The sequence below is a fragment of the Planctomycetaceae bacterium genome (assembly GCA_021371795.1).
Taxonomy (GTDB): Bacteria; Planctomycetota; Phycisphaerae; order Sedimentisphaerales; family UBA12454; genus UBA12454.
The window spans coordinates 91007-114555 of the sequence record JAJFVK010000013.1; the positions used below are offsets into that span (position 1 = coordinate 91007).

The 23549-nt window shown below is 41.0% G+C and carries 21 protein-coding genes and 1 tRNA gene; 9 read left to right on the forward strand and 13 right to left on the reverse strand.

Features of this window, described 5'->3' with window-relative positions:
• Positions 1 to 175: 175 nt before the first annotated feature.
• Both LLF92_05900 and LLF92_05905 read right to left on the reverse strand, forming a co-directional pair.
• The gene (locus tag LLF92_05900) at positions 176 to 3151 is read right to left on the reverse strand and encodes a hypothetical protein (protein ID MCE5340646.1); all 2976 of its coding nucleotides are present in this window, start codon (positions 3149 to 3151) and stop codon (positions 176 to 178) included.
• Positions 3152 to 3168: 17 nt separating this feature from the next.
• Positions 3169 to 3723: a DUF4062 domain-containing protein gene (locus LLF92_05905; protein ID MCE5340647.1), complete on the reverse strand. Its 555-nt coding sequence runs from the start codon at positions 3721 to 3723 to the stop codon at positions 3169 to 3171.
• Positions 3724 to 4863: 1140 nt separating this feature from the next.
• Between LLF92_05905 and LLF92_05910 the strand changes: the two genes are divergently transcribed.
• Positions 4864 to 5391, forward strand: coding sequence for a PEP-CTERM sorting domain-containing protein (locus LLF92_05910; GenBank protein ID MCE5340648.1), 528 nt, complete (start codon positions 4864 to 4866; stop codon positions 5389 to 5391).
• Positions 5392 to 5604: 213 nt separating this feature from the next.
• On the forward strand, positions 5605 to 6747 hold the full coding sequence (locus LLF92_05915; GenBank protein MCE5340649.1) for a hypothetical protein: 1143 nt from the start codon (positions 5605 to 5607) through the stop codon (positions 6745 to 6747).
• A 44-nt stretch (positions 6748 to 6791) separates the two neighbouring features.
• Here LLF92_05915 and LLF92_05920 read toward each other — a convergent pair whose 3' ends face one another.
• The gene (locus tag LLF92_05920; protein MCE5340650.1) at positions 6792 to 7121 is read right to left on the reverse strand and encodes a co-chaperone GroES; all 330 of its coding nucleotides are present in this window, start codon (positions 7119 to 7121) and stop codon (positions 6792 to 6794) included.
• 384 nt (positions 7122 to 7505) lie between these two features.
• Here LLF92_05920 and LLF92_05925 point away from each other — a divergent pair, with 384 nt between their 5' ends.
• Positions 7506 to 8498 carry a metallophosphoesterase gene (locus LLF92_05925; protein ID MCE5340651.1) on the forward strand — a complete coding sequence of 331 codons (993 nt, stop codon included), beginning with the start codon at positions 7506 to 7508 and terminating at the stop codon, positions 8496 to 8498.
• A 36-nt stretch (positions 8499 to 8534) separates the two neighbouring features.
• On the opposite strand, the gene topA is transcribed toward LLF92_05925, so the two are convergent.
• On the reverse strand, positions 8535 to 10952 hold the full coding sequence (gene topA, locus LLF92_05930; GenBank protein MCE5340652.1) for a type I DNA topoisomerase: 2418 nt from the start codon (positions 10950 to 10952) through the stop codon (positions 8535 to 8537).
• A gap of 143 nt (positions 10953 to 11095) precedes the next feature.
• On the opposite strand from topA, the gene LLF92_05935 reads away from it, so the two are divergent.
• Positions 11096 to 11305 carry a hypothetical protein gene (locus LLF92_05935; protein ID MCE5340653.1) on the forward strand — a complete coding sequence of 70 codons (210 nt, stop codon included), beginning with the start codon at positions 11096 to 11098 and terminating at the stop codon, positions 11303 to 11305.
• A gap of 66 nt (positions 11306 to 11371) precedes the next feature.
• Here the strand turns inward: LLF92_05935 and LLF92_05940 are convergent, their stop codons facing one another.
• The 8 genes from LLF92_05940 to LLF92_05975 form a co-directional block, all read right to left on the reverse strand.
• The gene (locus tag LLF92_05940; protein MCE5340654.1) at positions 11372 to 12016 is read right to left on the reverse strand and encodes an XTP/dITP diphosphatase; all 645 of its coding nucleotides are present in this window, start codon (positions 12014 to 12016) and stop codon (positions 11372 to 11374) included.
• A gap of 60 nt (positions 12017 to 12076) precedes the next feature.
• A complete protein-coding gene (locus tag LLF92_05945; protein MCE5340655.1) occupies positions 12077 to 12451 on the reverse strand; it encodes a GxxExxY protein in 375 nt (124 codons plus the stop codon).
• Between the two features lie 64 nt (positions 12452 to 12515).
• Positions 12516 to 13427 carry an ornithine carbamoyltransferase gene (gene argF, locus LLF92_05950; protein MCE5340656.1) on the reverse strand — a complete coding sequence of 304 codons (912 nt, stop codon included), beginning with the start codon at positions 13425 to 13427 and terminating at the stop codon, positions 12516 to 12518.
• A gap of 90 nt (positions 13428 to 13517) precedes the next feature.
• Positions 13518 to 14702 carry an aspartate aminotransferase family protein gene (locus LLF92_05955; GenBank protein ID MCE5340657.1) on the reverse strand — a complete coding sequence of 395 codons (1185 nt, stop codon included), beginning with the start codon at positions 14700 to 14702 and terminating at the stop codon, positions 13518 to 13520.
• Positions 14703 to 14744: 42 nt separating this feature from the next.
• Positions 14745 to 15623: an acetylglutamate kinase gene (argB, locus tag LLF92_05960; GenBank protein MCE5340658.1), complete on the reverse strand. Its 879-nt coding sequence runs from the start codon at positions 15621 to 15623 to the stop codon at positions 14745 to 14747.
• 177 nt (positions 15624 to 15800) lie between these two features.
• A tRNA-Thr gene (locus tag LLF92_05965) sits at positions 15801 to 15872 on the reverse strand.
• 130 nt (positions 15873 to 16002) lie between these two features.
• The gene (rnc, locus tag LLF92_05970) at positions 16003 to 16704 is read right to left on the reverse strand and encodes a ribonuclease III (protein MCE5340659.1); all 702 of its coding nucleotides are present in this window, start codon (positions 16702 to 16704) and stop codon (positions 16003 to 16005) included.
• A gap of 71 nt (positions 16705 to 16775) precedes the next feature.
• Entirely contained in the window at positions 16776 to 17111 is a 336-nt protein-coding gene (locus LLF92_05975) for an STAS domain-containing protein (protein ID MCE5340660.1), read from the reverse strand.
• Between the two features lie 334 nt (positions 17112 to 17445).
• Here LLF92_05975 and LLF92_05980 point away from each other — a divergent pair, with 334 nt between their 5' ends.
• On the forward strand, positions 17446 to 18024 hold the full coding sequence (locus LLF92_05980) for a MarC family protein (protein ID MCE5340661.1): 579 nt from the start codon (positions 17446 to 17448) through the stop codon (positions 18022 to 18024).
• 168 nt (positions 18025 to 18192) lie between these two features.
• On the forward strand, positions 18193 to 18525 hold the full coding sequence (locus LLF92_05985) for a DMT family protein (protein MCE5340662.1): 333 nt from the start codon (positions 18193 to 18195) through the stop codon (positions 18523 to 18525).
• 94 nt (positions 18526 to 18619) lie between these two features.
• Here LLF92_05985 and LLF92_05990 read toward each other — a convergent pair whose 3' ends face one another.
• On the reverse strand, positions 18620 to 19438 hold the full coding sequence (locus tag LLF92_05990; GenBank protein ID MCE5340663.1) for a hypothetical protein: 819 nt from the start codon (positions 19436 to 19438) through the stop codon (positions 18620 to 18622).
• 101 nt (positions 19439 to 19539) lie between these two features.
• Here LLF92_05990 and LLF92_05995 point away from each other — a divergent pair, with 101 nt between their 5' ends.
• The 3 genes from LLF92_05995 (at position 19540) to pyk (ending at position 23480) form a co-directional block, all read left to right on the forward strand.
• Entirely contained in the window at positions 19540 to 20304 is a 765-nt protein-coding gene (locus LLF92_05995) for a zinc-dependent peptidase (protein ID MCE5340664.1), read from the forward strand.
• Positions 20305 to 20350: 46 nt separating this feature from the next.
• The gene (locus LLF92_06000; protein MCE5340665.1) at positions 20351 to 22246 is read left to right on the forward strand and encodes a sulfatase-like hydrolase/transferase; all 1896 of its coding nucleotides are present in this window, start codon (positions 20351 to 20353) and stop codon (positions 22244 to 22246) included.
• Positions 22247 to 22448: 202 nt separating this feature from the next.
• Positions 22449 to 23480 carry a pyruvate kinase gene (gene pyk, locus LLF92_06005; GenBank protein ID MCE5340666.1) on the forward strand — a complete coding sequence of 344 codons (1032 nt, stop codon included), beginning with the start codon at positions 22449 to 22451 and terminating at the stop codon, positions 23478 to 23480.
• The last annotated feature ends 69 nt before the right edge of the window (positions 23481 to 23549 follow it).

Consider the following 23549-nt stretch of genomic DNA (forward strand, 5'->3'; position numbering starts at 1 on the left):
TTGAATCGTTTAGCCACGCCATCACTATGGCGTGGTTCACCTCGTAGGGGACGGCGATGCGGCAATCTCGTTTTCTTAAATCTTAAATTCGTTTTGTCCAACCTGTCAGATATGTCAGATGCGTCCTACTCGTCCTACTTGTCCAACACGTCAGACACATCCGCCCCGCCGGTAGTTATCGATTAAAAAATTCAAGTAAATTAAAGTACATTGGCTTTGTTTGATAAATCCCAATGCGTCCGTAATTATCTAAAAGCTGGAGCATTAACTTCCAAATTTTCTTTCGTTCAGAACAATCCGCTGGCAATAAATTTATCTTGTTAGCAAATTCAACAAATTTCCCATCCCAAGTTGTAGAATACATGCCTAATCGAGGATCATAACTGAATTTTAACAGACATTTCAATGCTAACAATTCATTTCCATCTGCTTTTTCACATATTGCTTGAATAATGAATTCTGGTACACCAAATGAATCGTCTTTACAGACTTTTCCATCTGTAAAATTAAGTGTTCCCAGTAACAAAGATAATGTTTTTTTAGCATCCAACGGACTTTTTTTTACCCAGTTAGTAAGCCCTATAGCTTCCTCAATTCTGTCAGGATGATCAAGGTTTTTCTTGAACCAATTATTTCTATATCGCCAATGTTCCTCTGCTTTTTGTTTATTAACATTGGTTGCATTTTCAAAGCCGGTTTTGAAAAAACTATTACTGCTATTTTTCGCTATTAACGAAGCATTATCATAATACAAATTTAATAGTTGTTTTGCCTTGAACCCCCAACCGTTAAAATAAGCTATTACGATGTGTTTACCTAAAAATTCTGATACTTTTTCACTATCCTTGGAAACATTTACGTCGTCTTCATTTTGTTGCAGAATAGCTTTTTCATAAATTCCTTTTTTGACAAGAAATTTATAAAGAGGGATATAAGGTCTTGCCCATTTCAAATATGTGTACCAAATAATTTGCCAATTCTTTTCGTTAATAAGCAAGTCTATATTCTTTTTAAACCATTTTTCGTTTGAATAAAATAGTTGTGTCATTCTATTTCCAAACACACTCAATCTGAATGGCTCGGAAGTTTCTAACAAATAATCACATAGCTCGATATATCTGGGCAAATACATCAAATCATAATTATAATCTATTCTATTAATATTATCCGCTTCTGCTTTCAAGGGCTTTGTCTTGCCTTTTAGAAAAACTGCAAAATCTATAAGCGCCTCAAATGCCACACCTGTAACCCTGTTACAGCTTATTTGAACTAAATCGGAATCTGATTCTCCTGCACAATCCCAACTTTTTACCAAGAACGCAATAATGCTTAATAATCTATTAATATTTTCACTATTAAATTCCATTGTCGTTTTTATTTGCCAAGCCTGTCCAATTATATTGGCGATGGCCAAATATATCTCATAAGTATCATCATGAAGTTCTTTTGCAGAGGGTAATTTCTTGAAAGAATTTTCCGCAAGAGTAAAAAACTGTTGCCAGTCAAATACTTCATTTTCTGGAATTCCGGTATTGTCTCTTAAAGCATTAAAATAACTTCTTAGGAAATCTGAAGGTATTTTAAACAATTCATTCAGGTCGGCATGTAAATATTCCATCCGTTTTGCTTTTACAACCTTTTGAAAAGCCCCTCTCAATCCCTCTTTGGGTGTTTGCCACAAATGCCCCTTTGTCTTTTTTATATCGGAATAATTTTTTTCATCCTGCAGATATAAAAGCACTTCTTGTACGGACATATTACTTAATTCATTTGCGGTTTTAGGAGAATTCTCATCTTCCGCCACATCTCTTACCTCCCCAAATTCTATGATAGGTCTTGGTTTAACGTTATCTTCTGTGGTGCCAGATTTGGTAAAAAAATCGTTATATGATTTTTGGAAGGCCGGCAAATCTTTCACTATGTACAATTTTCGTGCTTTTCGAGAGTTTTTTATTTTCTCAATTTCTTCTTCTAACTTTAGTTCAGATTTTTCCTTTTTCAACCATTCATCAATATTGGAAATTTCATCTTTATCGAGATTGTATGTATTTACCCAATCCAGAAAATGGTTAAAAACTTCAGGAGTATTTTTAAGCTCATCATATTTGTCCCTCAATAAATAAGCATACTCAAACTTAAAGTTCCTTTCTGTGAAATATTTCTCATCAGAGATAATCGTTTTAATTTCTTCTGTATATTCAGTTCCCTTATAATATCTAAGAAGATATAATTTGAATCGCCGATAAATAACCACTTTGTGTTGCTCAAGATAGTTCATTATATCTTGAATATCCACCTGACGTTTTTCACATAAATATTTTAAAGCCTCACATATACTTTTTATAAGAAAAATTACAGGACTATCTTTGTATTGTCGTATAGAACCATCTAAATCATCTAATGAATAATTTATGGAAGTACTATAATCATTAGATTGCTCTTGCTGTCTTGATTTTAAATATTGTTCCAAAATATCAAACATTAAAATCAATGATTGCTTAGGAGCAACCTGCCAAACTTCTCTAAAAGTTTTAAGAATTTCGATATAGTCATGTTTTTCGATTCTGGAATGTTCTCTTGTGTAAGAAGACTTATCATCTTTTAATTCTACGACTTCAAGCAATATCTTGGCAATCTTTAACGCATCATCTACTTTTCCAAGTTTAGCCAACCGCAGCATTATATTTGCCGCAGGCTCACCAAGCCAAACCCATACAATCCATTGATGCATATTTAAATAATTACATACAGTTGACACGCAATCAGCCAAAATATCAGCCGGCAACTGTTTAACTGCATCGAGGAAATTTGCTTGAATCAGCTGATCCTTGGGATTCAAACTTTTTATTATTTCCCAAGTTTCATATGGCCGTTCTGAAACCGTCCAGAGTAAATATCTGGATTTAATTCTTTGTACGAATTGGATTTTTTTATCTGACTCATTTAAATCTTCGAATTGTCTATTTTCATACAAAACTTTTGCCCATGCTGAAGACGGGTAAGGAATTTCAGGCGTTTGCATATTTGTATAAAAATATCTTTCGAATTCATTACCACTTTCTAATATTGTACGCAGCTCATTCCAGTCGTTTTGAGGCGAGTCCGAAAGTTTGAGTTTATCAATTTTTTTTGTAATACTATAAAAATTCATTATTGTTGTTTTTCTATTTAAAAAGTTTGAATATCACCAACATTTTGAATCCCTGCTTGAGGATTGAGCCAGTCTATTAATTGATCCTGTATTTTAACTTCAAAACTATCAACGTTTACAAAATCTATATATTTGCATTCATCTTTTATGGACACTTTAAAGTCTAATACTTTTTTTAATTCAACACCAGGATCTTGCGTTAATTCTGACGGGATTTGTTTAAAGCACACAACGACACCTAAAAGTTTTTTTTGTGATAATAAAGAAATACTTCTTCTATATTCTCTAATAGTCGCGCTTTCAAAGTTGGGATCATCGTTGTGGCTACCTAGCGTTTTCCAGAACACAAAAACAGCATAATCACATAAATCCAAATGCATGTTAATTTGGCCTTGTGGTTCACCATGCCCCCCTGAAGTATATTCCCATAATACGGGCAGAAAAACTTTTTTAGAATTGCAAATTCTTGAATTATACTTACAAACAGTATATTGAAACCTATTTCGTTCCTCTTTAAGGTCTTCTGACGGCGAACCTAAGAAAATCCGCATACCTTTCAGGTCATTGATCATTTCTGAAGGCCTCTTGAAAAAAACACAAAATTTCTTTTTTTCTTTCTACTCTCATTGTTCGTTGATTATATTACTTCCCTAACCAAACTCAACAATTTTCCTCTTTAAAACTTTGTTTATCTTTCCACATTCAATAAAAATCTATGCACAGTGAAATCCTTGAAACTTGTCCGCCGCAGGTTGGACCAGCGATTGAAAATTAAATTTTCTTCGTGTCTTAGTGCCTTTGTGGCTATAAAAAATCCTTGAAAATTAAATTCAGAGGGGATGGCTACGGCAAATTTACGCAGGTTTCACGAACCGCTATTTTCAATTTTTGTTATTTTTTATGATTTCGTTGACATTTTATATTAATTTATCTTATTCCAGTGCGTTCTGCTGTCGTTTTGTAATTTTTTTTGTTTGCGAAACTTGCGCCTTGCGCAAATTTAAAGTGAAAACTCGCATTATCTATTGGCTACTGGCTACTGACTACTATTAGTAGTATGTTTGAAATTTTGCGCAAGCGAAGACTTGCGCTGATTTTGCGAATTTTCAATAATTTCGATTTTTGAGAAGGATTTTAAGTATTTTTTTGATGTTTTGCCGATTACTTGCGCATTTTAAACACTGTTTTTGGCAAAAAACAGGAAAAATGAAAATTTTGATAATTGCTTTTGTGATATGAAGTTGTGTCAGATTTTTTATAAAACGTGCGTCTTCTTATTTTTCACTAAATCGGCCATAACTTCTTATTTTGTGTTGCTGGAATAATATTGGCACTTGCGCGTAATAGTAATAGCTTATTAGACAGTTTTCCATAACAATTAAACATTTCAAACTGAAAAATTTTTGCCTATTTTCGCCCTTTTCAATCTCAAACCCTCATTATTAGAGGACTAATGCGGGTCCCGTGTTAAAATAGGCAAAATCAACTTGACTTTTCGGCTTATATTTGCTTTAATGATTTGAGCATCAGTTATCACTTGGGGTTAGAGAAAACAGCAAAATTGTATATTGGGTGTATGTATAGACCGAAGGCGTTGCGCCAATACACCTCCTTAGCATCTTGAATTTAAGTACATAGAGATACTGCGCTTATGAAAAGGAAACAATTTTGAATAACTTGAAGTGTAATGTGACTATTTTTAGGGGTAAAAAATGAGACTGAACTATGGGGGTTTTGTAAGTTCCTTGCTGTTATGCCTTTACAGCGTAACAATGGCACAGGGTAATTATTCTGTGCTTGTGCAGGAAAGTCCGGCCGGTGCGGGCGAAATGAGGCCGGGAATTGGCGTTCATTCGTATGGCGTCAGTGAAACAGTTACCGTATCTACTGTTGCTAAAACAGGTTATAAATTTGTAACCTGGCTTGGCGATGTAAGCGACCCATCTGCTAACAGGACGCAGTTGACGGTTGACGGCCCGAAGATTGTTATTGCTGTATTCGAGCGCGACCAGTATGCGTTTGCCGCAACGGATTACCCGCAGGTCAGTGTCGGCCCGGAATCTTTATATCCGAGAAGCGACACATATACTAATTCTGTAAGCACTATGGATGAACCGCCGGATACCCCGGATAATCCAGACGACCCATATACGCCGGACGATCCTGTCCCGGAGCCATTAACAGTTACTTTGCTCGGATTGGGCGCAACGTATCTGTGGCGAAAGCGGTTATTTAATTAAAGATTACTCTTATTGAGATGCCCCGTGTTAAGCGCCAGGTCCCCGGATTGCTTAACGCGTTTAGCAGGAACACATTTGGAAGGTTGGAAGACAGCCGGCAGTTTTAAAAAGCTGCCGGCAATTTTTTTAAAAAAACTCATTAAAAATCTCATAATAGATTAAGTTTATCTGAAAAAATTACCGATATAAAAATATTCTATCTATGAGAGAGTTATGTTGGAAGAAAACAAAAACTCGGCAACTACTGATTTATTAAAGTATGACTCGTCTATGCTTAACATCATTCTCGAGAATCTGCCCTGCATGGCGATGATTCTAAGGAGGGATGCACGCCAGATAGTATATTCCAATGCCGCCGCCAGACAAGCCGGCGCAATCCCCGGCGAAAAGTGTTACGAAACTTTCGCGCAGCGCCGCGAACCATGTCCGTTTTGCCTTGTCGCCGACGCTTTCAACTCCAATAATAGCAAAAAAAGCGAAATAGAACACGAGGGCAAATGGTACGAATGCAGATGGATTCCGCTCACTAACGATTTATATTTGCATTACATATTCGACATTACCGACCACAAGAAAACTGAAGAAAATTTACGCAGAAGCAATGAAGCGCTGATAATCAAAACCGAACAAACCACAGAATTAGCCCTCGAATCTCAAAAAGCTAATTCCATCAAAAATAACTTTCTGGCGGCTATGAGCCACGAATTGAGAACGCCGTTAAATTCCGTAATAGGCTTCAGCGAAATACTCATGCTGGAACTTGCCGACGAGCAAAAAATATATGCCGAGCTGATTTACAGCGGCGGGCAGCGCCTTTTGCTTTTAATCAGTGATATCCTCGACCTTTCCAGAATCGAATCTGAAAAAATAAATCTGAAAATCGAGCAGTGTTCTCTAAACAAAATAATCGAACAGCTTGAATATATGATGAGGCCGTTTGCCGACGAAAAAAAACTCGAGTTCAAAATCAACATATCCGGCAAACTTCCTGAAAACATCTCAACCGATTCAGACAGGTTGAAACAATGTGTCGCAAATGTTGTCAGCAACGCGATTAAATTCACCGAAAATGGACACGTCTTTGTAAACATCTCAACTATTGAACGCGGCGAAAATATGTTTGTCGTTTTTGAAGTGGAAGACACAGGAATAGGTATCGCGTCTGAATTTCACGAACAAATATTCGAATCGTTTGTTCAGGAAGATGGAACCATGTCCAGAAGATATGGCGGAGTAGGTCTGGGCTTGACGATAAGCAAAAAGCTGGCAAAACTTCTCGGCGGAAACATTACATTAAAAAGTGAAAAACAAAAAGGCTCGACATTCAAAATCACACTGCCGATTAATATTGAATAATCTTCGACAGCCGAACTTTGCAAAAGCGAAAATAACGCCGGCGTTTAGGACCGTCTGAAAACCGCCACGATACTTTCAACTTCAACAACAAACAATCTATTGTCCCCTTCGAAATCAACCGGTATCGCGCCTTTGGGATTAAACAAAACTTTGTCGTATTGCTTGAGCGGTATCTCGGGCATATTTTCGACCTCCGCAGAAACTGCAACCACCCTGCCGGTTATCGTTGGAATCTCAATATTGTCCGGCAGCTTGATACCGCCTCTGGTTTCTTTTTTATCTTCGTCTTTGCGAATAAGAACTCGTTTACCAATAGGCTCTACGGTTTCAATCGGTTTTGAATCTGAACTAATTGCTTCATTATCCAACGACATCTGAATATCACCATTTTTAATTTAACAGCATTTTTGTTATTTGCATCTTTAAAACTGCTATCATTTCGGATAAAACGCTACCGAAATTTAACATTATTTCACAGCTATAACTTCTTTAATAATAGCACGATACAACTTTTCGTATTGTTTGTCCAGAGATAAATATCCCTGTTTAACACGAATTTTTGGACAAAAATATAAAATGCTTTCTTTTATCTTGAATTTGTTAATAATTTTCTAATGTAAAGTCGAACAAATCGCCGAATATAAAGTATAAAATAATGAAATCTTCTTCTTCCTCCTCCTGCGAGCAGTTAGCGTTTCTTCACCGGGCGCGACTGCTCGTTTTTTTTTATCACCTTATATAAAAAGAAAGTAGGTAAAATGCACAAAATAGCTAAAACAAATTTCTATGTAATCGTAATTTTATCAATGTTCTGCTTGTTCGGTTGCGACACTCGCGAAAAATCCTCCCTAAAATCCGATTCTTTCACCATAGCTGTGCTGCCGGATACACAGATTTATTCGGAGAAATACCCTAATATTTTTCTTGCCCAGACTAACTGGATAGCAAAAAATGCAGTTGCATTAAAATTGTTATGTGTAGTTCAGGAAGGCGACATCGTTAATAATGACATTGAATACCAGTGGCAAAATGCTGACAAGGCCATATCAGTTCTTGATAAGAATAAAATACCTTACTGCATAGCCATAGGAAACCACGACTGCGTAGATTACAAACACAACAAGAGAAATTCGGATAATTTTAATAAATATTTCGGAACAAAAAGAATCGCAAACAAAAAATGGTATGGCGGCAGCCTGAACAATCAGTCTGAAAATTCATATTATTTTTTCGAATCTGCCGGCAAAAAAATAATGGTTCTGTGCCTTGAGTTCGGCCCGCGTGATGAAGTGCTCGACTGGGCGAACCAGCTTGCCGAAAAATACGCAGACAGGCATATAATAGTAGTTACACACGGATATATGAATAATGACGATACCAGGCTTAGTCCAGGCGATAACCATAACCCCCATGACTATCTGAAAGAAGCCAACGATGGTGAGGATATGTGGGAAAAATTTGTTCGCAGACACAACAACATTTTCCTCGTTCTTAGCGGCCACGTTGTTGGCGACGGCAACGGAAAACTTACCAGCTATTCAGATGACAAAACCAAAGTAACACAAATTCTGGCCAACTATCAGATGAAAGAAAACGGCGGAAATGGATGGCTTCGGCTAATGAAGTTTGTTCCTGCCGAAGATAAAATTGCCGTGGAAACATATTCGCCATATCTAAAAGAATACAGCAAAGACCCAAATAACAGCTTTACGGTTGAAGATGTCGGACTGTTCAAAAAAGCGGCAAACTAAACGCCTGCAATAAACGCAGAGTAATACAGGCAAGTATTACTCTGCTGCTTCTTTTTTATCTTTGGTCGGTTTAGCGGTTTTCTTCGCGGCAGTTTTCTTTTCTCTGCCGAGCAGTTGGTCCGCTTGTTCGAGATTCTTCGGCGGCCATAGGCCTTTGGCCTGCAAATCTTTCAACTCGTCGATTTTTTTCATACTGACAATCGTTCTGCACCGCGGGAATTTATTGCATCCCATAAACGGCCCCTTTTTGCTCTGACGTATCACAAGCTCGCCAGTCTGGCATTTATAGCATTTTATGCCTGTCGGCTCGGCCGGTGGTGCCGGTGGAAGAACTGCGCCAGTCTTGTCAATCTTCATAATGGTTTTGCAATTCGGATAATCCGAACAGCCTAAGAATGCGCCGAACCTGCCGTTTTTTTTAATCATTGGTTTGCCGCACTTATCGCATTTATGTTCTGTTACTTCATCGACAATCATCTTGCCGGCCTTATCACAAGGCGACGCAAACTTGCAATCAGGATAAGCCGAGCAACTCAAGAACTTACCGTTCTTGCCAAATCTGTAAACTAATTCTTTATCGCACTTGGGACACTTATATTCGCTCGGCGTAGTTTCGGCTTTTGCGTGAACCATTTCCTTGCCGGCGTTTTCGAGGTCTTTTTTGAACGGCCCGTAAAACTCGTTCAAAACATTTATCCAGTTCAAATGCTGTTCTTCAATTTTGTCGAGCTGCTCTTCCATATAACGTGTGAACGCCATATCCATAATTTTCGGGAAGAACTCGCTCAATTTATCTGTAACAACTTCGCCGATGTCCGTCGGATGAAATTGTCTTTCAAGCTGTTCGACGTAGCCACGGTCCTGAATGGTGCTGATAATCGACGCATAAGTACTTGGTCTGCCGATGCCTTCCTTTTCGAGCGATTTAACAAGCGATGCTTCGTTATATCTGGCAGGCGGTTTTGTGAAATGCTGCTCCGCATTAATATCAAGCGCGGCAACCTTATCGCCCTGCTTCAACGGGGGCAATTGCTGTTCAGCCGAGCCTGTGTACCAGACTTTCGTAAAGCCGTCGAACACAAGCACGCGTCCCTGCGCCTTATAAGTGCATTTACCAACAGACGTATCGGCTGCAATCTCAAGCGTCGTCGTGTTCCATTGCGCCGCTGCCATTTGCGAAGCGATAAACCTTCGCCAAATCAGTTGATACAATTTAAACTGCTCTTCCGTGAGCAAATCTTTTATATCTTCGGGCACGATATCAACATCTGTCGGCCTGATAGCTTCGTGAGCCTGCTGGGCATTTTTGCCGGATGCGTAGATGTTCGGTTTTTCGGGCACATAACTCGCGCCGATATTATTACCGATATATTTTCTCGCCTCATTTACCGCGTCAGGCGAAAGATGCGTGCTGTCGGTACGCATATAAGTAATCAAACCCAAAGCACCCATCGAGCCGAGGTCTATACCTTCATATAACTGCTGGGCGATTCGCATTGTTCGTTTGGCCGCGAAGCCCATACGATTCGACGCAGACTGCTGAAGCGTCGATGTAATAAACGGCGGCGACGGACGTGAACTCGAACTTTTCACCTGAATATCGCTGATGACAAAATTCGCGTTGCGCAAGGCCTCGTGAATTTTTTTAGACTGCTCGGCGTTATCCGCCGCATAAGGTTTTCCGTCAACGGTTGCCAGATCGGCTTTGAATGAACTGCGTTCTGCGAGCCATTCTTGCTGCTGGGCAAGCGTCGGGCCTTTATCTTTTTCGTCTTTGGCCTGTGTGAATTCCTGCCATTGTTCGGAGTATTCTTTTTGTTTGGCAATCTGACTTGTGAACACAGCGGGTATGAGCCAATATTCGACCGGAACAAATGCGCGAATTTCGCGTTCACGGTCAACAATTATTTTCACGGCGACAGACTGCACGCGTCCTGCTGAAAGCCCTCGCGCAACTTTTTTCCAGAGCAGCGGACTAATCTGATAGCCCACGATTCGGTCGAGTATTCTTCGCGCCTGCTGGGCCATAACTTTATCGATATCGATTTTGCCTGGATTGGCGAACGCCTGTTCGATTGCCTTTTTTGTGATCTCGTTAAAAACCACACGATTTGTTTTTTCGTCATCGACGCCGAGCACCTGCGAAAGATGCCATGCGATGGCTTCTCCTTCGCGATCCAAGTCTGTCGCCAGATATAACCGCTTGCAATGTTTGGCCTCGGCTTTCAAAGTCGCGACAAGTTTTTTTCTGCCCGCAGTGATTTCGTATGTAGGCTCGAAATTGTTCTCTATATCAACGCTGATGCCCTTTGAAGGCAGGTCGCGGACGTGTCCCATCGACGCATGGACGATAAAATCGCTGCCAAGATATTTATTTATAGTTTTCGCCTTGGCCGGCGATTCAACAATAACAAGATTCTTTCCCGATGATTCTTTTGAAGTATTTTTTGCCATAAGATATGGACAAATACAGATTAATGGCAATATTGTCAAGAAAAATGATTTTTTATCACCCCTTATTTTTTTCAAAAAAATGCTAATTTTGCAAACACACCCGAATTTTATTTCGTATATTTTTAATGAATGGGAGGTGTAATATGAATATGTTATTAAAAGAATGGGATGGCAAAATGCAAAGACACGAACACAGTATTCACAATTTATTTCACAATGAAGCGTTTTGGGCTGCTGCGATAATCAGTTTTATACTGATTTCTATGGTACTTCTGGCGATTTTTGCACCTAATACGGGTCCGCATACTAATTTTCCAACACCATTTGGACCATACCCGTATTACAATTGGTAACCTTATTTTGAAAGGGTTTTTTTAGAACAATGGCATTTCCCGCGCGAAGGGGAAATGCCATTTTTTTTATAGTAATTTTTGAAGCAGAGGTTTTAGATTCTCTATGGCCTGACCACGATGTGAAATTTTATTTTTTTCATCTGAAGCAAGCTCCGCAACTGTCTTTTTCATATCCGGAACGTAAAAAACCGGGTCATATCCAAAACCATTTGTGCCCTGCTCTTGTCGGATTATCACGCCTTCGATGGTACCGAAAGTTTCGATAAGCGATTTTTCAGGACTGGCAAGACACAAATGACAAACAAATCTGGCGGTTCGTTTTTCATCCGGCACATCTTTGAGCATGTCCAAAAGTTTGGCCATATTTTTATGGTCGAGCAGTGTTCTGTTTTTATGTTCTGACCCCGCCAAAGTGTTGGCAGGGCTAACCACCGAACTGAATCTTGCGCTGTTTACGCCCGGTGCGCCATCGAGAGCGTCAACCATCAGCCCTGAATCATCCGCAAGCGTCCAAAGGCCGGTCTGCTTTGCGTATCCGAGGGCTTTTTTGCGCGCATTTTCAGCGAAAGTTTTGCCATCCTCTTCGACTTCTGTTACGCCCGGAAAATCCGCAAGACTTTGCCATTCAACATTAAAATCGAGCATCTCGGATAATTCCTTGAGCTTGCCTTGATTGGTTGTAGCGACCAAGATTTTTGAAGTTTTTCCCATTTAAAGAACCAAGAGAATAATTTTTTATTTTTCACCACAGAGACGCAGAGGACACAGAGATTATAAAATAAATCTTTTGATGCCTTCTTTTAAAAGCGGAACATTAAAATTTATTAAAAGGCCTGTGTGAATATCGGCCAACTTCATATATGTCAAAATTTGTGCTTCGTGTATTGGCACAATCGTCTCAACAGATTTTAACTCGACAATCAACTTATCTTCGATTAACAAATCTATTCGATAATCGCAATCAAGAGGTATATTTTTATATTTTACAGGAAGCGCCTTTTGAGTTGTATGATGTATATTGTTAGCCAACAATTCAAATGAAAGGCACCTTTCATACGCAGATTCCAACAAACCCGGCCCAAGATTTCGATGAACTTCTATCGCACAACCTATCACTTTGCCTGATAATTCATCATAATCTTTCATTTTATATATATTACCTCTGTGAACTCTGTGCCTCTGTGGTGAGAGTAGTTCTCTACTATCTTTTTTAGCTCAAAAGTTTCTTTAAAAGCGCACGCTGGAAATGCAGGCGGTTTTCCGCTTCATCGAAAACAATCGAGTTCGGACATTCCATCGCTTCATCAGAAATTTCCAGGCCGCGATACGCCGGCAGGCAGTGCATAATTTTCGCATCAGGAGCCAAAGACAAAAGCTTTGCGTCAACAGCAAAGCCCTGAAAATCAGCGATGCGTTTTTGCTTTTCATCTTCCTGCCCCATACTGACCCATGTGTCAGTATAAATCACCTGGGCATCTTTAACCGCTTGCGCGGGACTATTCATCTGCGTTGTTGTATCCGGAGTAATTTCATTTGTACGCACGACTGATTCGTTATCAAGCTCATAACCTTTCGGCGAAGCAATAACTAATTTCATTTTCAGCTTCGCGCAGACAAACGCCAGTGAACGCGCAACATTATTGCCGTCGCCGATATATGCGATTTTCACGCCTTCGAGTTTTCCAAAATGTTCACGAACCGTCATAATATCCGCCATCGCCTGACACGGATGCGACCAGTCCGTCAGTGCGTTGATGACGGGAATATTGGCATAGTTAGCAAGCTCAACAACAGTGTCGTGCGCGAAAGTGCGAGCCATAATGCCGTTGGCCATACGGTCGAGAACACGAGCCATATCTTTTATCGGTTCACGTTTGCCGATTCCGCCAATGTCTTCGGGCTTGACATAAATCGGACTGCCGCCAAGCTGCGACATCGCAATCTGGAAACTCATCCGCGTCCGCAAGCTCGGCTTTTCAAAAAGCATAACAAGACTCTTGCCGGCAAGACAGAGGTCCCGATTACCCTTCTTGTAAAACTTCTTGAGAGAGTCGCTCAACTCCAAAAGTTCAAGCAACTCTTCTGTTTGGCAACTGCTAATCGATAAAAAGTCTTTCATCATACACCATTAGCCACAGAGTAAACATTATTTTAGCCACAGAGTTCACATATCCGCAGGACGCCTTGCGGCGGAACACAGAGACTATTATTTTTATTTTACGTTTTTCAGAACTTTATCCAGAATACTAATGGCCTTGTCGATTTCAGCAGCGGTAACATTCATAGCGGGCATAAAACGTAAAACAGTATCCTGCGTACAATTAATTCTCAAGCCCTTTTCAAGGCATTTCGCGACGATTTCCGCGCCCGGCGATTTGAGCTGAATGCCGATCATCAGGCCTTTGCCGCGGACGTGTTCGATTATATTACTGTATTTTCCCTTCAGGCCGTTAAGTTTTTCGACAGCGTGTTGTCCCATCTTCACGGAATTTTCAATCATGCCTTCTTCGTCAATCGCCTCAACGGTCGCAATCGCAGCGGCGCAGGCAATGCAGTTTCCGCCGAAAGTCGAAGCGTGAGTACCCGGCACAAGCGAAGCCGCCACTTCAGGCTTTGCCATCATCGCACCGATAGCAACGCCGCCGCCGAGTGTCTTGGACAGCGTCATAATATCCGGCACAACATCGAAATGCTGATAGCCGAACCATTTGCCCGTGCGTCCCATTCCGGTCTGCACTTCGTCAAGAATCATTCTGGCGCCACTTTGATCGCAAAGCTCGCGAATGGCTCGCATATACTCTGCCGAAGCAACGTGCACGCCGCCCTCGCCCTGAATCGGCTCAATCATAATGCCGGCCACTTCATCATCGAACGCTTTTTTCAACGCGTCAACATCGTCGAATGGAACATAAACAAAGCCCGGCACAACAGGCTGGAAAGGCTCGAATTTTTTCGGTTGAGCCGTCGCAGTCATCGCGCCGAATGTTCTGCCGTGAAAACTGCCGAACGTTGTGATGTATTTATATTTTTTCTTTTCAGTTGAAATTCTCGCCAGCTTTAGAGCCGCTTCATTCGCTTCTGCGCCGCTGTTGCAGAAAAAGCATTTGCCGCCAAACGCACGGTCACTAAGCAGTTTCGCAAGATTGCCCTGCAACTCTGTGTAAAATGTGTTATCCATGTGCAGTAAAAGTTTTGCCTGCTGCTGAATGGCCTTTACAACCTTCGGATGACAATGGCCGATTCCGCTTACCGCCCAGCCGGGGAACAAATCGAGAATCTTCTTGCCCTCAAGGTCGTATATATAACTGCCTTTGCCCTTTGTAATAACTCGCGGCAAACGTGAATAATTACCAATAACATACTGATTAAACATTTCAATTACTTCTTGTGTTTCCATTTTATTTTTTTACCTTCTATATTCTAAGTTCTATGTTCTGGTTTATTTTACAATCTGCGTTCCAACGCCTTCTTCGGTATAAATTTCCAGCAGCAGCGAATGACGAATCTGACCGTCGATAATGTGAGCTTTTTTAACGCCGCCTTCAAGAGCAATTAAGCAGGCTTCGACCTTCGGCAGCATACCGCTGCTGATAACGCCGGTCTCAATCATCTTCTTGATCTCGGCTTCCGTTGCGCTGGAGATTCCGCTGTCTGAATCTTTGATATCTGTCAGGATGCCATTGGTATCGCTGACGGACACGAATTTTTCCGCTTCGACCGCCGCCGCGACTTTGCCTGCCGCACTGTCTGCGTTGACGTTTAATTTTCCGCCGCCTCTGTCGATAGCGACCGGAGCGATAACAGGTATTATGCCGCTTGCGCAGATGGTTTTGAGCAATTGAGCGTTTACATTTTTCACATCGCCGACAAGGCCCAAATCAATTTTCCTGCCCTGCTCATCTGTGAACCGCAGCGGGTCTGCGAAAAGTACGCAACTGCTCAACGAGTGCATCGCCATCGCTTCGCAGCCCATGCCCTTTATCGTATTGCATATCGAAGCGTTAATATCGTGAACAAGCACATGCTCGGCGATTGCCATTGTGCGTTCGTCGGTGTATCGTCTGCCCTGAACCCATTGGGGTTCGAGTCCGGACTCGCTCATCGCCTTTGTGATGGCTTTTCCGCCGCCGTGAATGAGGATTGGCCGGATACCGACGGTCGCCATGAAGACAACGTCAGTTAACAGCCTTTTCTGCAAAACGGGGTCGTCCAGTACGCTTCCGCCGAGTTTGACAACGACGATTTTGCCGCGGAACAGACGGATATACTCCATCGCTTCGACGAGTGCCTTTGCCTTTTCTATAGCGCTTTTTACCATTCTTTCTCCATAAAGAGACCCCTAAGGGTACTCCGTAAAGTAAAAAACCCCTTTTAAGGGGCAAAATTTCAAAATTCCGGAAACAAGCAATTATATATATGATAAACCGAGGGGGTCAAGAAAGATTTGCTTTTTTATTGAGTATTTATCGGGCTTTTTTAAGCCGGAAATAAAAAAAGCCAACGATCGGATTCGAACCGATAACCCCCGGTTTACAAAACCGGAGCTCTACCGTTGAGCTACGTTGGCGTAAAGATTCGTAATTCTACTACAAAAATCCCCTTTTTGCAAGTAAATTTACCCCCCGATTTTTCAGTTTTTTCTTCCTCGAAAAAAAACAGAGGGGGCAAGATTTGCGAAATTTTATTACGGTTTGGTATTATTCGGTGATTTTAGGTTTGATGACGCCCAGTTCGACGAGGGCGTTAAATGCGGCTATTTGCTGCGATTCCTTTTTTGTGGTTCCCCATGCGCTTGGATAACGCTTTTTGTCTATGACGACCGCACTTTCAAAACATTTGTTGTGGTCGGGTCCCTTTTCATCCAATATTTCGTACATCACATTCGCATCAAGCTCCTGCTGCGAATACTGCTGAAGAAGAGATTTGTAATTTTCCTGATGCTCGGCCGCATCGGACTGCTCTATGAGCGGACCGAAAACACGAAGTATGAATTTCTTGGCAATATCGAAACCGCCGTCGATATATATAGCGGCGATAATCGATTCAAGCATTGCCGCGGCGATAGAACCCTTTAGGGCGTTGCTTTTCTGCATACCAGGGCCAATTTTAAACAGTTCCTCAATATCCAGCTCCGCGGTTATCATCGAGCAGGTCTTGCGGGAAACGAGTTTGCTTTTTATTTTGGTAAGGTCGCCTTCGCGGTAATCTGGAAATTTTTCAAATAACGCCTGGCAAATTACAAGCCCAAGAACTGAATCGCCGAGAAATTCGAGTCTTTCGTTGCTGGCTAATTTGGACTGCGCCGCCGATGCGTGCGTGAGCGATTGCTTTAAAAGTGCAAGGTCTGAAAAATGATAACCTAATGCTTTTTCTATTTGCTCAACTGACTGCTTGTTCATCTTATTGTCCAATATGCTAAATTCATATTAAACGTGAATATTAGCAATTTATAATCACATTGTCAATCCGTTTAAGAGACTATTTGCATTCCTGCCAAAGCTGTAAACTTATCTTCCGCAAATTCGAAGACCTTGTCCAGACCTGTTACGCTGAAAATGCTCATAGTACGCTTGCTCATTCCGCAGGCTATAAACTGCTGACCGTTGTCATCGAGCATTTTCTGGAGACGCAGAAGCTGCGCAAGACTCGAAGACGTCACGATATCGACTTCCGAAAAATCAATCACAACGCGACAACCCTTGCGCTGACGAACCATATCGGTTATCGTTTTCAATTCATCGCACATATCCGGTTCCGGTGCGATTGTTACAAGCAATACCTTTTCCGACCATTCCTGGATGCCCATTTGAATAACTCCTTAATTATGGGTGTTATAGATATCTATTTTATCGGCGTATAATCGATAAGGGTTAAGAAAAACCCTGATATTAATGTTTTTTTCATTTTTGAGGCGAAAATCAGTGTTTTATAGGGCGTTTTGGTACGATATAAATTAACAAGATTAAGATTGATTATGCACGGGGACAAATTAGAATTCATAGCAGTAATATTTTATACCAATTGGTATTATTGCTCGCGCGTCGTGAGGTTCGTAACTTCGTTGCCCGCTTCGCTTTACCCGCGGATTCCGCAGCGGCGGAACAGCACGAGAAATTTTTAAAATCCGTATTAAGGCAAAAATGATAAAAAACTTTTTACTGGCTTTCATACCATTGTTCGTGGCTATCGATGCGCTGGGGCTTATGCCTGTGTTCTTCGGCCTGACCGAAGGTATGAGCAAAAAACAGAAGAGCCGTATCATCGTCCAGTCAACATTGACGGCGGCAACCGTCGCGGTGATTTTTATTCTTGTCGGTAAACTGCTTTTCAAATTCCTCGGAATAACGATGGAAGATTTTATGATTGCAGGCGGCGCGATTCTGTTCTGTATTTCCATAACAGATTTAATAAATACCGAACGCACACGAAAATTATCAGCCGATAATCTCGGCTCGGTTCCGCTGGGTGTTCCGCTTCTGGTGGGGCCTGCGGTTCTGACAACGTCTTTGATTCTCGTATCTCAACACGGCATAACACCAACTATTCTGTCTGTTCTGGCGAACATTCTGATTGCCGCTGTTATTTTGAAGCAATCGCATCACTTAATAAAAATTTTCGGAAACGCAGGTTCCAAAACGATGTCAAAAGTTATGAGCCTGCTGCTTGCCGCTATCGCTGTTATGCTGATTCGCAAAGGCATACAAGGCTTTATTCATTAATATATCAAAAATCAAAAATTAAATATCAAAATTGCAGATTCGGCCAAAAGGCCGAGGCTGTTTATATATGGAAATATTTTTCACTAAATTAAATTTGTATAACAGTTACATCAAAGACAAAAGTTCTTTGTGTCGTAACAAGTAATTTATTTTCACATCGGAGCAAATATGAAAACAATCGTGCTTTTGACAATTTCAAATATCTTTATGACCTTCGCGTGGTATGGCCATTTAAAATTCAAAAGCAAGCCGATTATGATTGTCATACTTATAAGCTGGCTAATCGCGTTTTTGGAATACTGCTTTCAGGTTCCTGCCAACAGAATCGGACACGACGCCGGCTACTCCGCTGCACAGCTAAAAACCATACAGGAAGTAATAACGCTTGTCGTGTTTTCAGTTTTTTCCATTTTGTACCTGCGCGAGCCTTTTAAGTGGAATTATCTGGTTGGCTTCGCTTTAATCGTGATGGCGGTTTTTGTGATTTTCAAAAAATGGTAACAATTCAAACTGACCGAAGGTCAGGTTTGAAAATCAAAAATTAAACATTAAATATCAAAATTACGGATTCGGCCAGAACGAATAATTACAGTCTTTACTTTACGATTAAATTTCGAGCTTTGGGGAAAGTAAAAGTTTCTTTGTTTTCTGACAGTGCCAATCCAAGTTTTAGCATTTCATCGTTGCCGATTTTGGAAATTTCGAGCGGCTGAATTATCATATTCGCTATCACGCCAATAATACACCCCATAATTCCCATTTCATCTTCCATTGTTCCCACAGCATCAACTTTAATATCCATTCGGGGAACGTCTCCGTCTTTTGTGAAAATAAGCGTGTTTACCCTGGCGACTTTCATACCATATCTGTTTTCATATAAGTATTTGCCATTATTTGGCTCTACACTGTACAAGCCGGCATATACGGGGCTTTTGGCTTCGCCTACATTAAAATGCACTTCAACCCGCGTTACAGTTCTTACTTTGTTTGAGATGGTGCCCCAGACATCTATTCTGCCCATACCTTCGCCGTTAAATTTAATGTAATCCAGAATATTTCTTATCGGCTTGCCGTTTTTGACATTTTTTTCATTTCGTGCAATCATCGCCTTTTTGTCAAAATTATTAATATTATACCCCTGACCTTCCATTTTGAACTCGCAGGAAACAGTGAAGGAGTCTGCGTTAATCTGTCTTTGATATGAAGTTACGTAACCAACTTGCTTATTGTCTTCGCTTCTTTGATTCGTAACCTCTACCGGCGAAATCAACGGAACAAAATACATAAACTCATTCAGCGGATTTGGTTTATTGCAGACAAGAGACACCGTCGGCCCGAACTGGTTGGGTTCATCCTGTGCCAAAACTATACAACTAAACAAAAGCAGTGCCGCAAATATTATCCTATTGCTCATTATTCCATTATCTTTCAAATTAGTGTTTGCCCATAAGATATATATTTTGTGCAATTTGTAAAGAAAATCCTGTATAATGCGGATTCTATGAAAGGTTGAAAATGGGCTGGTTCAAAAATCGGAGACGCAATAAAATTGCCGCTCGTCCATTTCCGGACGAATGGCTGAACGTCCTTCAGGACGATGTTCCGATTTACAACCGGCTTAATGACGCCGACAGGATGGAACTCCGAAGGCATATACAGATATTCATGGCGGAGAAAGAGTTCGAAGGCTGCAACGGTTTCAAAATCACCGATTGGACAAGAGTCATAATCGCCGCTTATGCGTGCGTGCTTTTGCTCCATCGGCGGACAGATTATTATCCCGGCCTTTACACAATTTTGGTTTATCCCGATGCGTTCATTGCGCCTAACAAAGAATATCTGCCGGGCGGTATTGTCGTTGAAGGGCCTGAAGTTCTAAGCGGGCAATCATGGCACAGGGGGACGGTCATTCTATCCTGGGCAGATATCCAACTCGACATCGCAGATATGCGGGACGGCAGAAACGTTATCTTTCACGAATTCGCACATCAAATCGACACATCCGGAGGCGCAGGCGATAACAGTGCCGTACTTAAAAGCAATGCCAGTTTCGCGGCATGGGCGGAAGTTCTGCACGAGCATTATTTAGAGCTAAAAGATGCGGCTGAATTTTATCTGCCCTGCCTTCTGGACGAATACGGTGCGGAAAGTCCGGCAGAGTTTTTTGCGGTCGCAACGGAATTTTTCTTCGAAAAACCTATAGAAATGAAGAGTGTACATCCAGAACTATACGATGAATTAATGCGGTTTTACAACCAAGACCCCAGTGAATTGATATAAATAATTAGTTTTAAAAATTTCTGTTTTTGTGTATAATTCCCGCCATATGGAAAAAAGCAAAAAATCTTCAATACTGTCGCAATATTTTGTAATTTCGTACTTACTGCTTCTGATTAACGCTTCTGTTTTTCTCAAACAGATTCATTACATAAATTTCGCCACGTTCGCATTCGCGGCAATCGTTTTTATAAGCTATTGCTGTTTGTATCTGCTTCCGGTTTTCCTGATACTGAATACCCTGCGGCAGATTCTGCGGAAATTTAATGTGCCGTTATTTTTCAAATCGCCCTGGTTCACCGGCGTTTTAGCGGTGATTGCGACAACATTCGTTCAGCTTCTAATTTATACAGACAGTTTTATTTTCAAAATGTTCGGCTTCCACTTTAACGGTTTTGTGTGGAATCTGATTTCCACCAAAGGCGGCGTCGAATCAATGGGCAGCAGTCAGTCAACTACAAATAGTTTCATTCTGATAGTGCTGTTTTTCCTTATAACACAAACGGCGATTTTGGTTCTTTTGATAAAAGCCAAAAAAATAGAAAATTTCCTCGCAACAAAACTTACACGCCCAAGATTAAAATTAGCGTTAGGCCTGATGGTAATTCTATTTCTTTTCCAGAGCTTTACATTTGGCATGGCGTCTTTTTACACTTATCGGCCAATCATAACCGTCACCAAGGCATTTCCTTTCTATATGCCGATTACATTCCGGCGACTGGCTAAATCCTTCGGTATTGAGCCGCCGAAAAATTCGGCATTCAACATGAAGTTCAGAGAAATCAATCTGCAATACCCGCTTGAACCAATCAAACAGAAAGCCGACAATAAAAAATATAACATCGTTTTCCTGATGGCAGAATCGCTTCGTGCTGATATGCTGAACCCGAAGGTTATGCCGCAAACTTGGGCGTTTTCGCAAAAGGCAATCCGTTGTAATCAGCATTACAGCGGCGGCAACGGTACGAGAATGGGAATGTTCGCGTCGTTTTACGGACTTTACGGCAATTACTGGTTCAAATTCCTCGATGAACACAAAGGCCCTGTGCTGATGGATTTGCTCGTCAAAGACAATTATCAAATAAATGTATACAGCAGCGCGAAATTCTCTTATCCGGAATTTGACAAGACTATTTTCGCCTCGCTTTCGCCATCGCAACTGCACGATTCTTCTGAAATTGAAAATGGATTTGCAGGATGGAAATTAGACAGGCTTAATGTCGATAAAATGCTTAAATTTATATCTGACACTGACAAATCCAAACCGTTTATGACGTTTATGTTCTTCGAATCGCCGCACGCGCTTTATTATTTCCCGCCGGAAAATGAAATCGCCACGCCGTATCTCGAAGAATTTAATTACGCCGAGGTTGACCTGAAAAAGGATATGCCGTTAATAAAGAATCGCTACATAAATTCCTGCAACCACCTCGACAGCCAATACGGCAAAGTTATAAAATATCTCGAAGATAATAACCTGTTGGATTCGACGATTGTTATTCTCACCGGCGACCACGGCGAAGAATTTATGGAAAAGGGACGATGGGGACATAACTCCACTTTCAGCGAGGAACAAACCAGAACGCCTTTGGTTCTGTGGGCACCCGACCAATCGCCGCGAGAGGTGAACAGCATAACAAGTCATCTTGACATTCCGGCAACACTGATGGCACAGCTTGGCGTTACTAATCCTGCACAGGATTATTCCGATGGAATCGACCTGTTGGCCGCAGGTACGGAACGAACATATACTGTTGTCAGCGGTTGGGATACCATCGCGTACGTTGATAATGAAGACAAAGCAATTTTCCCAATGAACGTTCTGGGCGACCAGCTTGTTACAACAAAAGCTGACGCGGAAGTCAAAGACCCATCCACTTTTTATCAAAAACATCAGCCGGTTTTGATTCAGGTTATGAAAGATATGTCGCAATTCAGTAATTGACAACCATCGGCACATCTCAAATAACGGTTGTAAACATTTCCAACTATATTATTGCAAATTTAGTTTTGCAATTTTGAAAAATGTACCGAATGTACCGGACATTATTTCACCCCCGTCAGGGACAACTTTAAATCTTGTTATAACAAAGAATTATGCTAAAATAATATACCCCACGGAAATTATAAGATTTATAGAGGCAAAAATGAGCAAGACGAAAATAATCTGTACATTGGGACCTTCCAGCAGCAAAGTCGCTGTCTTAAAAAAAATGATTCTATCCGGCATGAATGTGGCAAGGCTTAATTTCTCTCACGGCACCCACAAAACCCTTAAGCAAAGTATAGATATTATCAGGCGGTTAAATAAAACCCACAGAAACAAAATAAAAATCCTACAGGATCTTGAAGGCTACAGGATAAGAGTCGGTCTATTCAAAGGCCCAAGGAAAATGGTGGAGCTTGTAAAGGGCAGTATTGTAACTCTGATTAACAAACTTGAAACGGATAAAAAGGATGTTATCCCGTTTGACTACAATGGTTCCCTATACGATATAAAAATCGGCTGCAACATTTTTATAGATGACGGTAACATCGCCATGAATGTTAAAAGCCGTGACAGGAACGGCATAAAGGCTGAAGTTATTGTTCCCGGTATCTTAAAGGAACACAAAGGCATTAACATTCCGGACATTAATTTGAAATTTGAAGGCTTAACCGAAAAAGACAAAGATAACCTTTTGTTCGGCATAGCAAACAAGGTTGATTTTATTGCCCAGTCATTTGTACGAAACAAAAATGACATTCTTAGTGTTAGAGAATTTATTAATCAGCATAAATTCAATTGTCCTTTGATTGCCAAGATTGAAAATCGTCAGGGGATCGAAAATCTCGACAGCATATTAGATGTTTGCGATGGTATTATGGTTGCACGGGGTGATATGGGGGTGTCTTTGCCAATTTATGAAGTGCCGATAATGCAAAAGATGATTATCAGAAAATGCAATGAACGCAAAAAATTCGTAATTACCGCTACGCAAATGCTTGAGAGTATGACCGAACATATCAGGCCGACAAGAGCAGAGGTAAGCGATGTAGCAAACGCGATATTGGACGGGACTGGTTATGTGATGCTTTCTGGAGAAACAGCCGTTGGGCAGCATCCGGTTGAGACAGTGCAAATGATGAGCAACATCATCATATTTACTGAAAAGTCGCAGAAGCTCAGGAATAAATAACTTCCCTGCCCCTTAATTTTAAACAGCTAACAATGGAATAGTTTTCTGATTACTGCGAATAATCACAAC

Coding starts and splice junctions, on each gene's coding strand:
- LLF92_05900 (MCE5340646.1), bottom strand. CDS start 3,151: ATGAATTTTTATAGTATTACAAAAAAAATTGATAAACTCAAACTTTCG.
- LLF92_05905 (MCE5340647.1), bottom strand. CDS start 3,723: ATGATCAATGACCTGAAAGGTATGCGGATTTTCTTAGGTTCGCCGTCA.
- LLF92_05910 (MCE5340648.1), top strand. CDS start 4,864: ATGAGACTGAACTATGGGGGTTTTGTAAGTTCCTTGCTGTTATGCCTT.
- LLF92_05915 (MCE5340649.1), top strand. CDS start 5,605: ATGTTGGAAGAAAACAAAAACTCGGCAACTACTGATTTATTAAAGTAT.
- LLF92_05920 (MCE5340650.1), bottom strand. CDS start 7,121: ATGTCGTTGGATAATGAAGCAATTAGTTCAGATTCAAAACCGATTGAA.
- LLF92_05925 (MCE5340651.1), top strand. CDS start 7,506: ATGCACAAAATAGCTAAAACAAATTTCTATGTAATCGTAATTTTATCA.
- topA (MCE5340652.1), bottom strand. CDS start 10,952: ATGGCAAAAAATACTTCAAAAGAATCATCGGGAAAGAATCTTGTTATT.
- LLF92_05935 (MCE5340653.1), top strand. CDS start 11,096: ATGAATATGTTATTAAAAGAATGGGATGGCAAAATGCAAAGACACGAA.
- LLF92_05940 (MCE5340654.1), bottom strand. CDS start 12,016: ATGGGAAAAACTTCAAAAATCTTGGTCGCTACAACCAATCAAGGCAAG.
- LLF92_05945 (MCE5340655.1), bottom strand. CDS start 12,451: ATGAAAGATTATGATGAATTATCAGGCAAAGTGATAGGTTGTGCGATA.
- argF (MCE5340656.1), bottom strand. CDS start 13,427: ATGATGAAAGACTTTTTATCGATTAGCAGTTGCCAAACAGAAGAGTTG.
- LLF92_05955 (MCE5340657.1), bottom strand. CDS start 14,702: ATGGAAACACAAGAAGTAATTGAAATGTTTAATCAGTATGTTATTGGT.
- argB (MCE5340658.1), bottom strand. CDS start 15,623: ATGGTAAAAAGCGCTATAGAAAAGGCAAAGGCACTCGTCGAAGCGATG.
- rnc (MCE5340659.1), bottom strand. CDS start 16,704: ATGAACAAGCAGTCAGTTGAGCAAATAGAAAAAGCATTAGGTTATCAT.
- LLF92_05975 (MCE5340660.1), bottom strand. CDS start 17,111: ATGGGCATCCAGGAATGGTCGGAAAAGGTATTGCTTGTAACAATCGCA.
- LLF92_05980 (MCE5340661.1), top strand. CDS start 17,446: ATGATAAAAAACTTTTTACTGGCTTTCATACCATTGTTCGTGGCTATC.
- LLF92_05985 (MCE5340662.1), top strand. CDS start 18,193: ATGAAAACAATCGTGCTTTTGACAATTTCAAATATCTTTATGACCTTC.
- LLF92_05990 (MCE5340663.1), bottom strand. CDS start 19,438: ATGAGCAATAGGATAATATTTGCGGCACTGCTTTTGTTTAGTTGTATA.
- LLF92_05995 (MCE5340664.1), top strand. CDS start 19,540: ATGGGCTGGTTCAAAAATCGGAGACGCAATAAAATTGCCGCTCGTCCA.
- LLF92_06000 (MCE5340665.1), top strand. CDS start 20,351: ATGGAAAAAAGCAAAAAATCTTCAATACTGTCGCAATATTTTGTAATT.
- pyk (MCE5340666.1), top strand. CDS start 22,449: ATGAGCAAGACGAAAATAATCTGTACATTGGGACCTTCCAGCAGCAAA.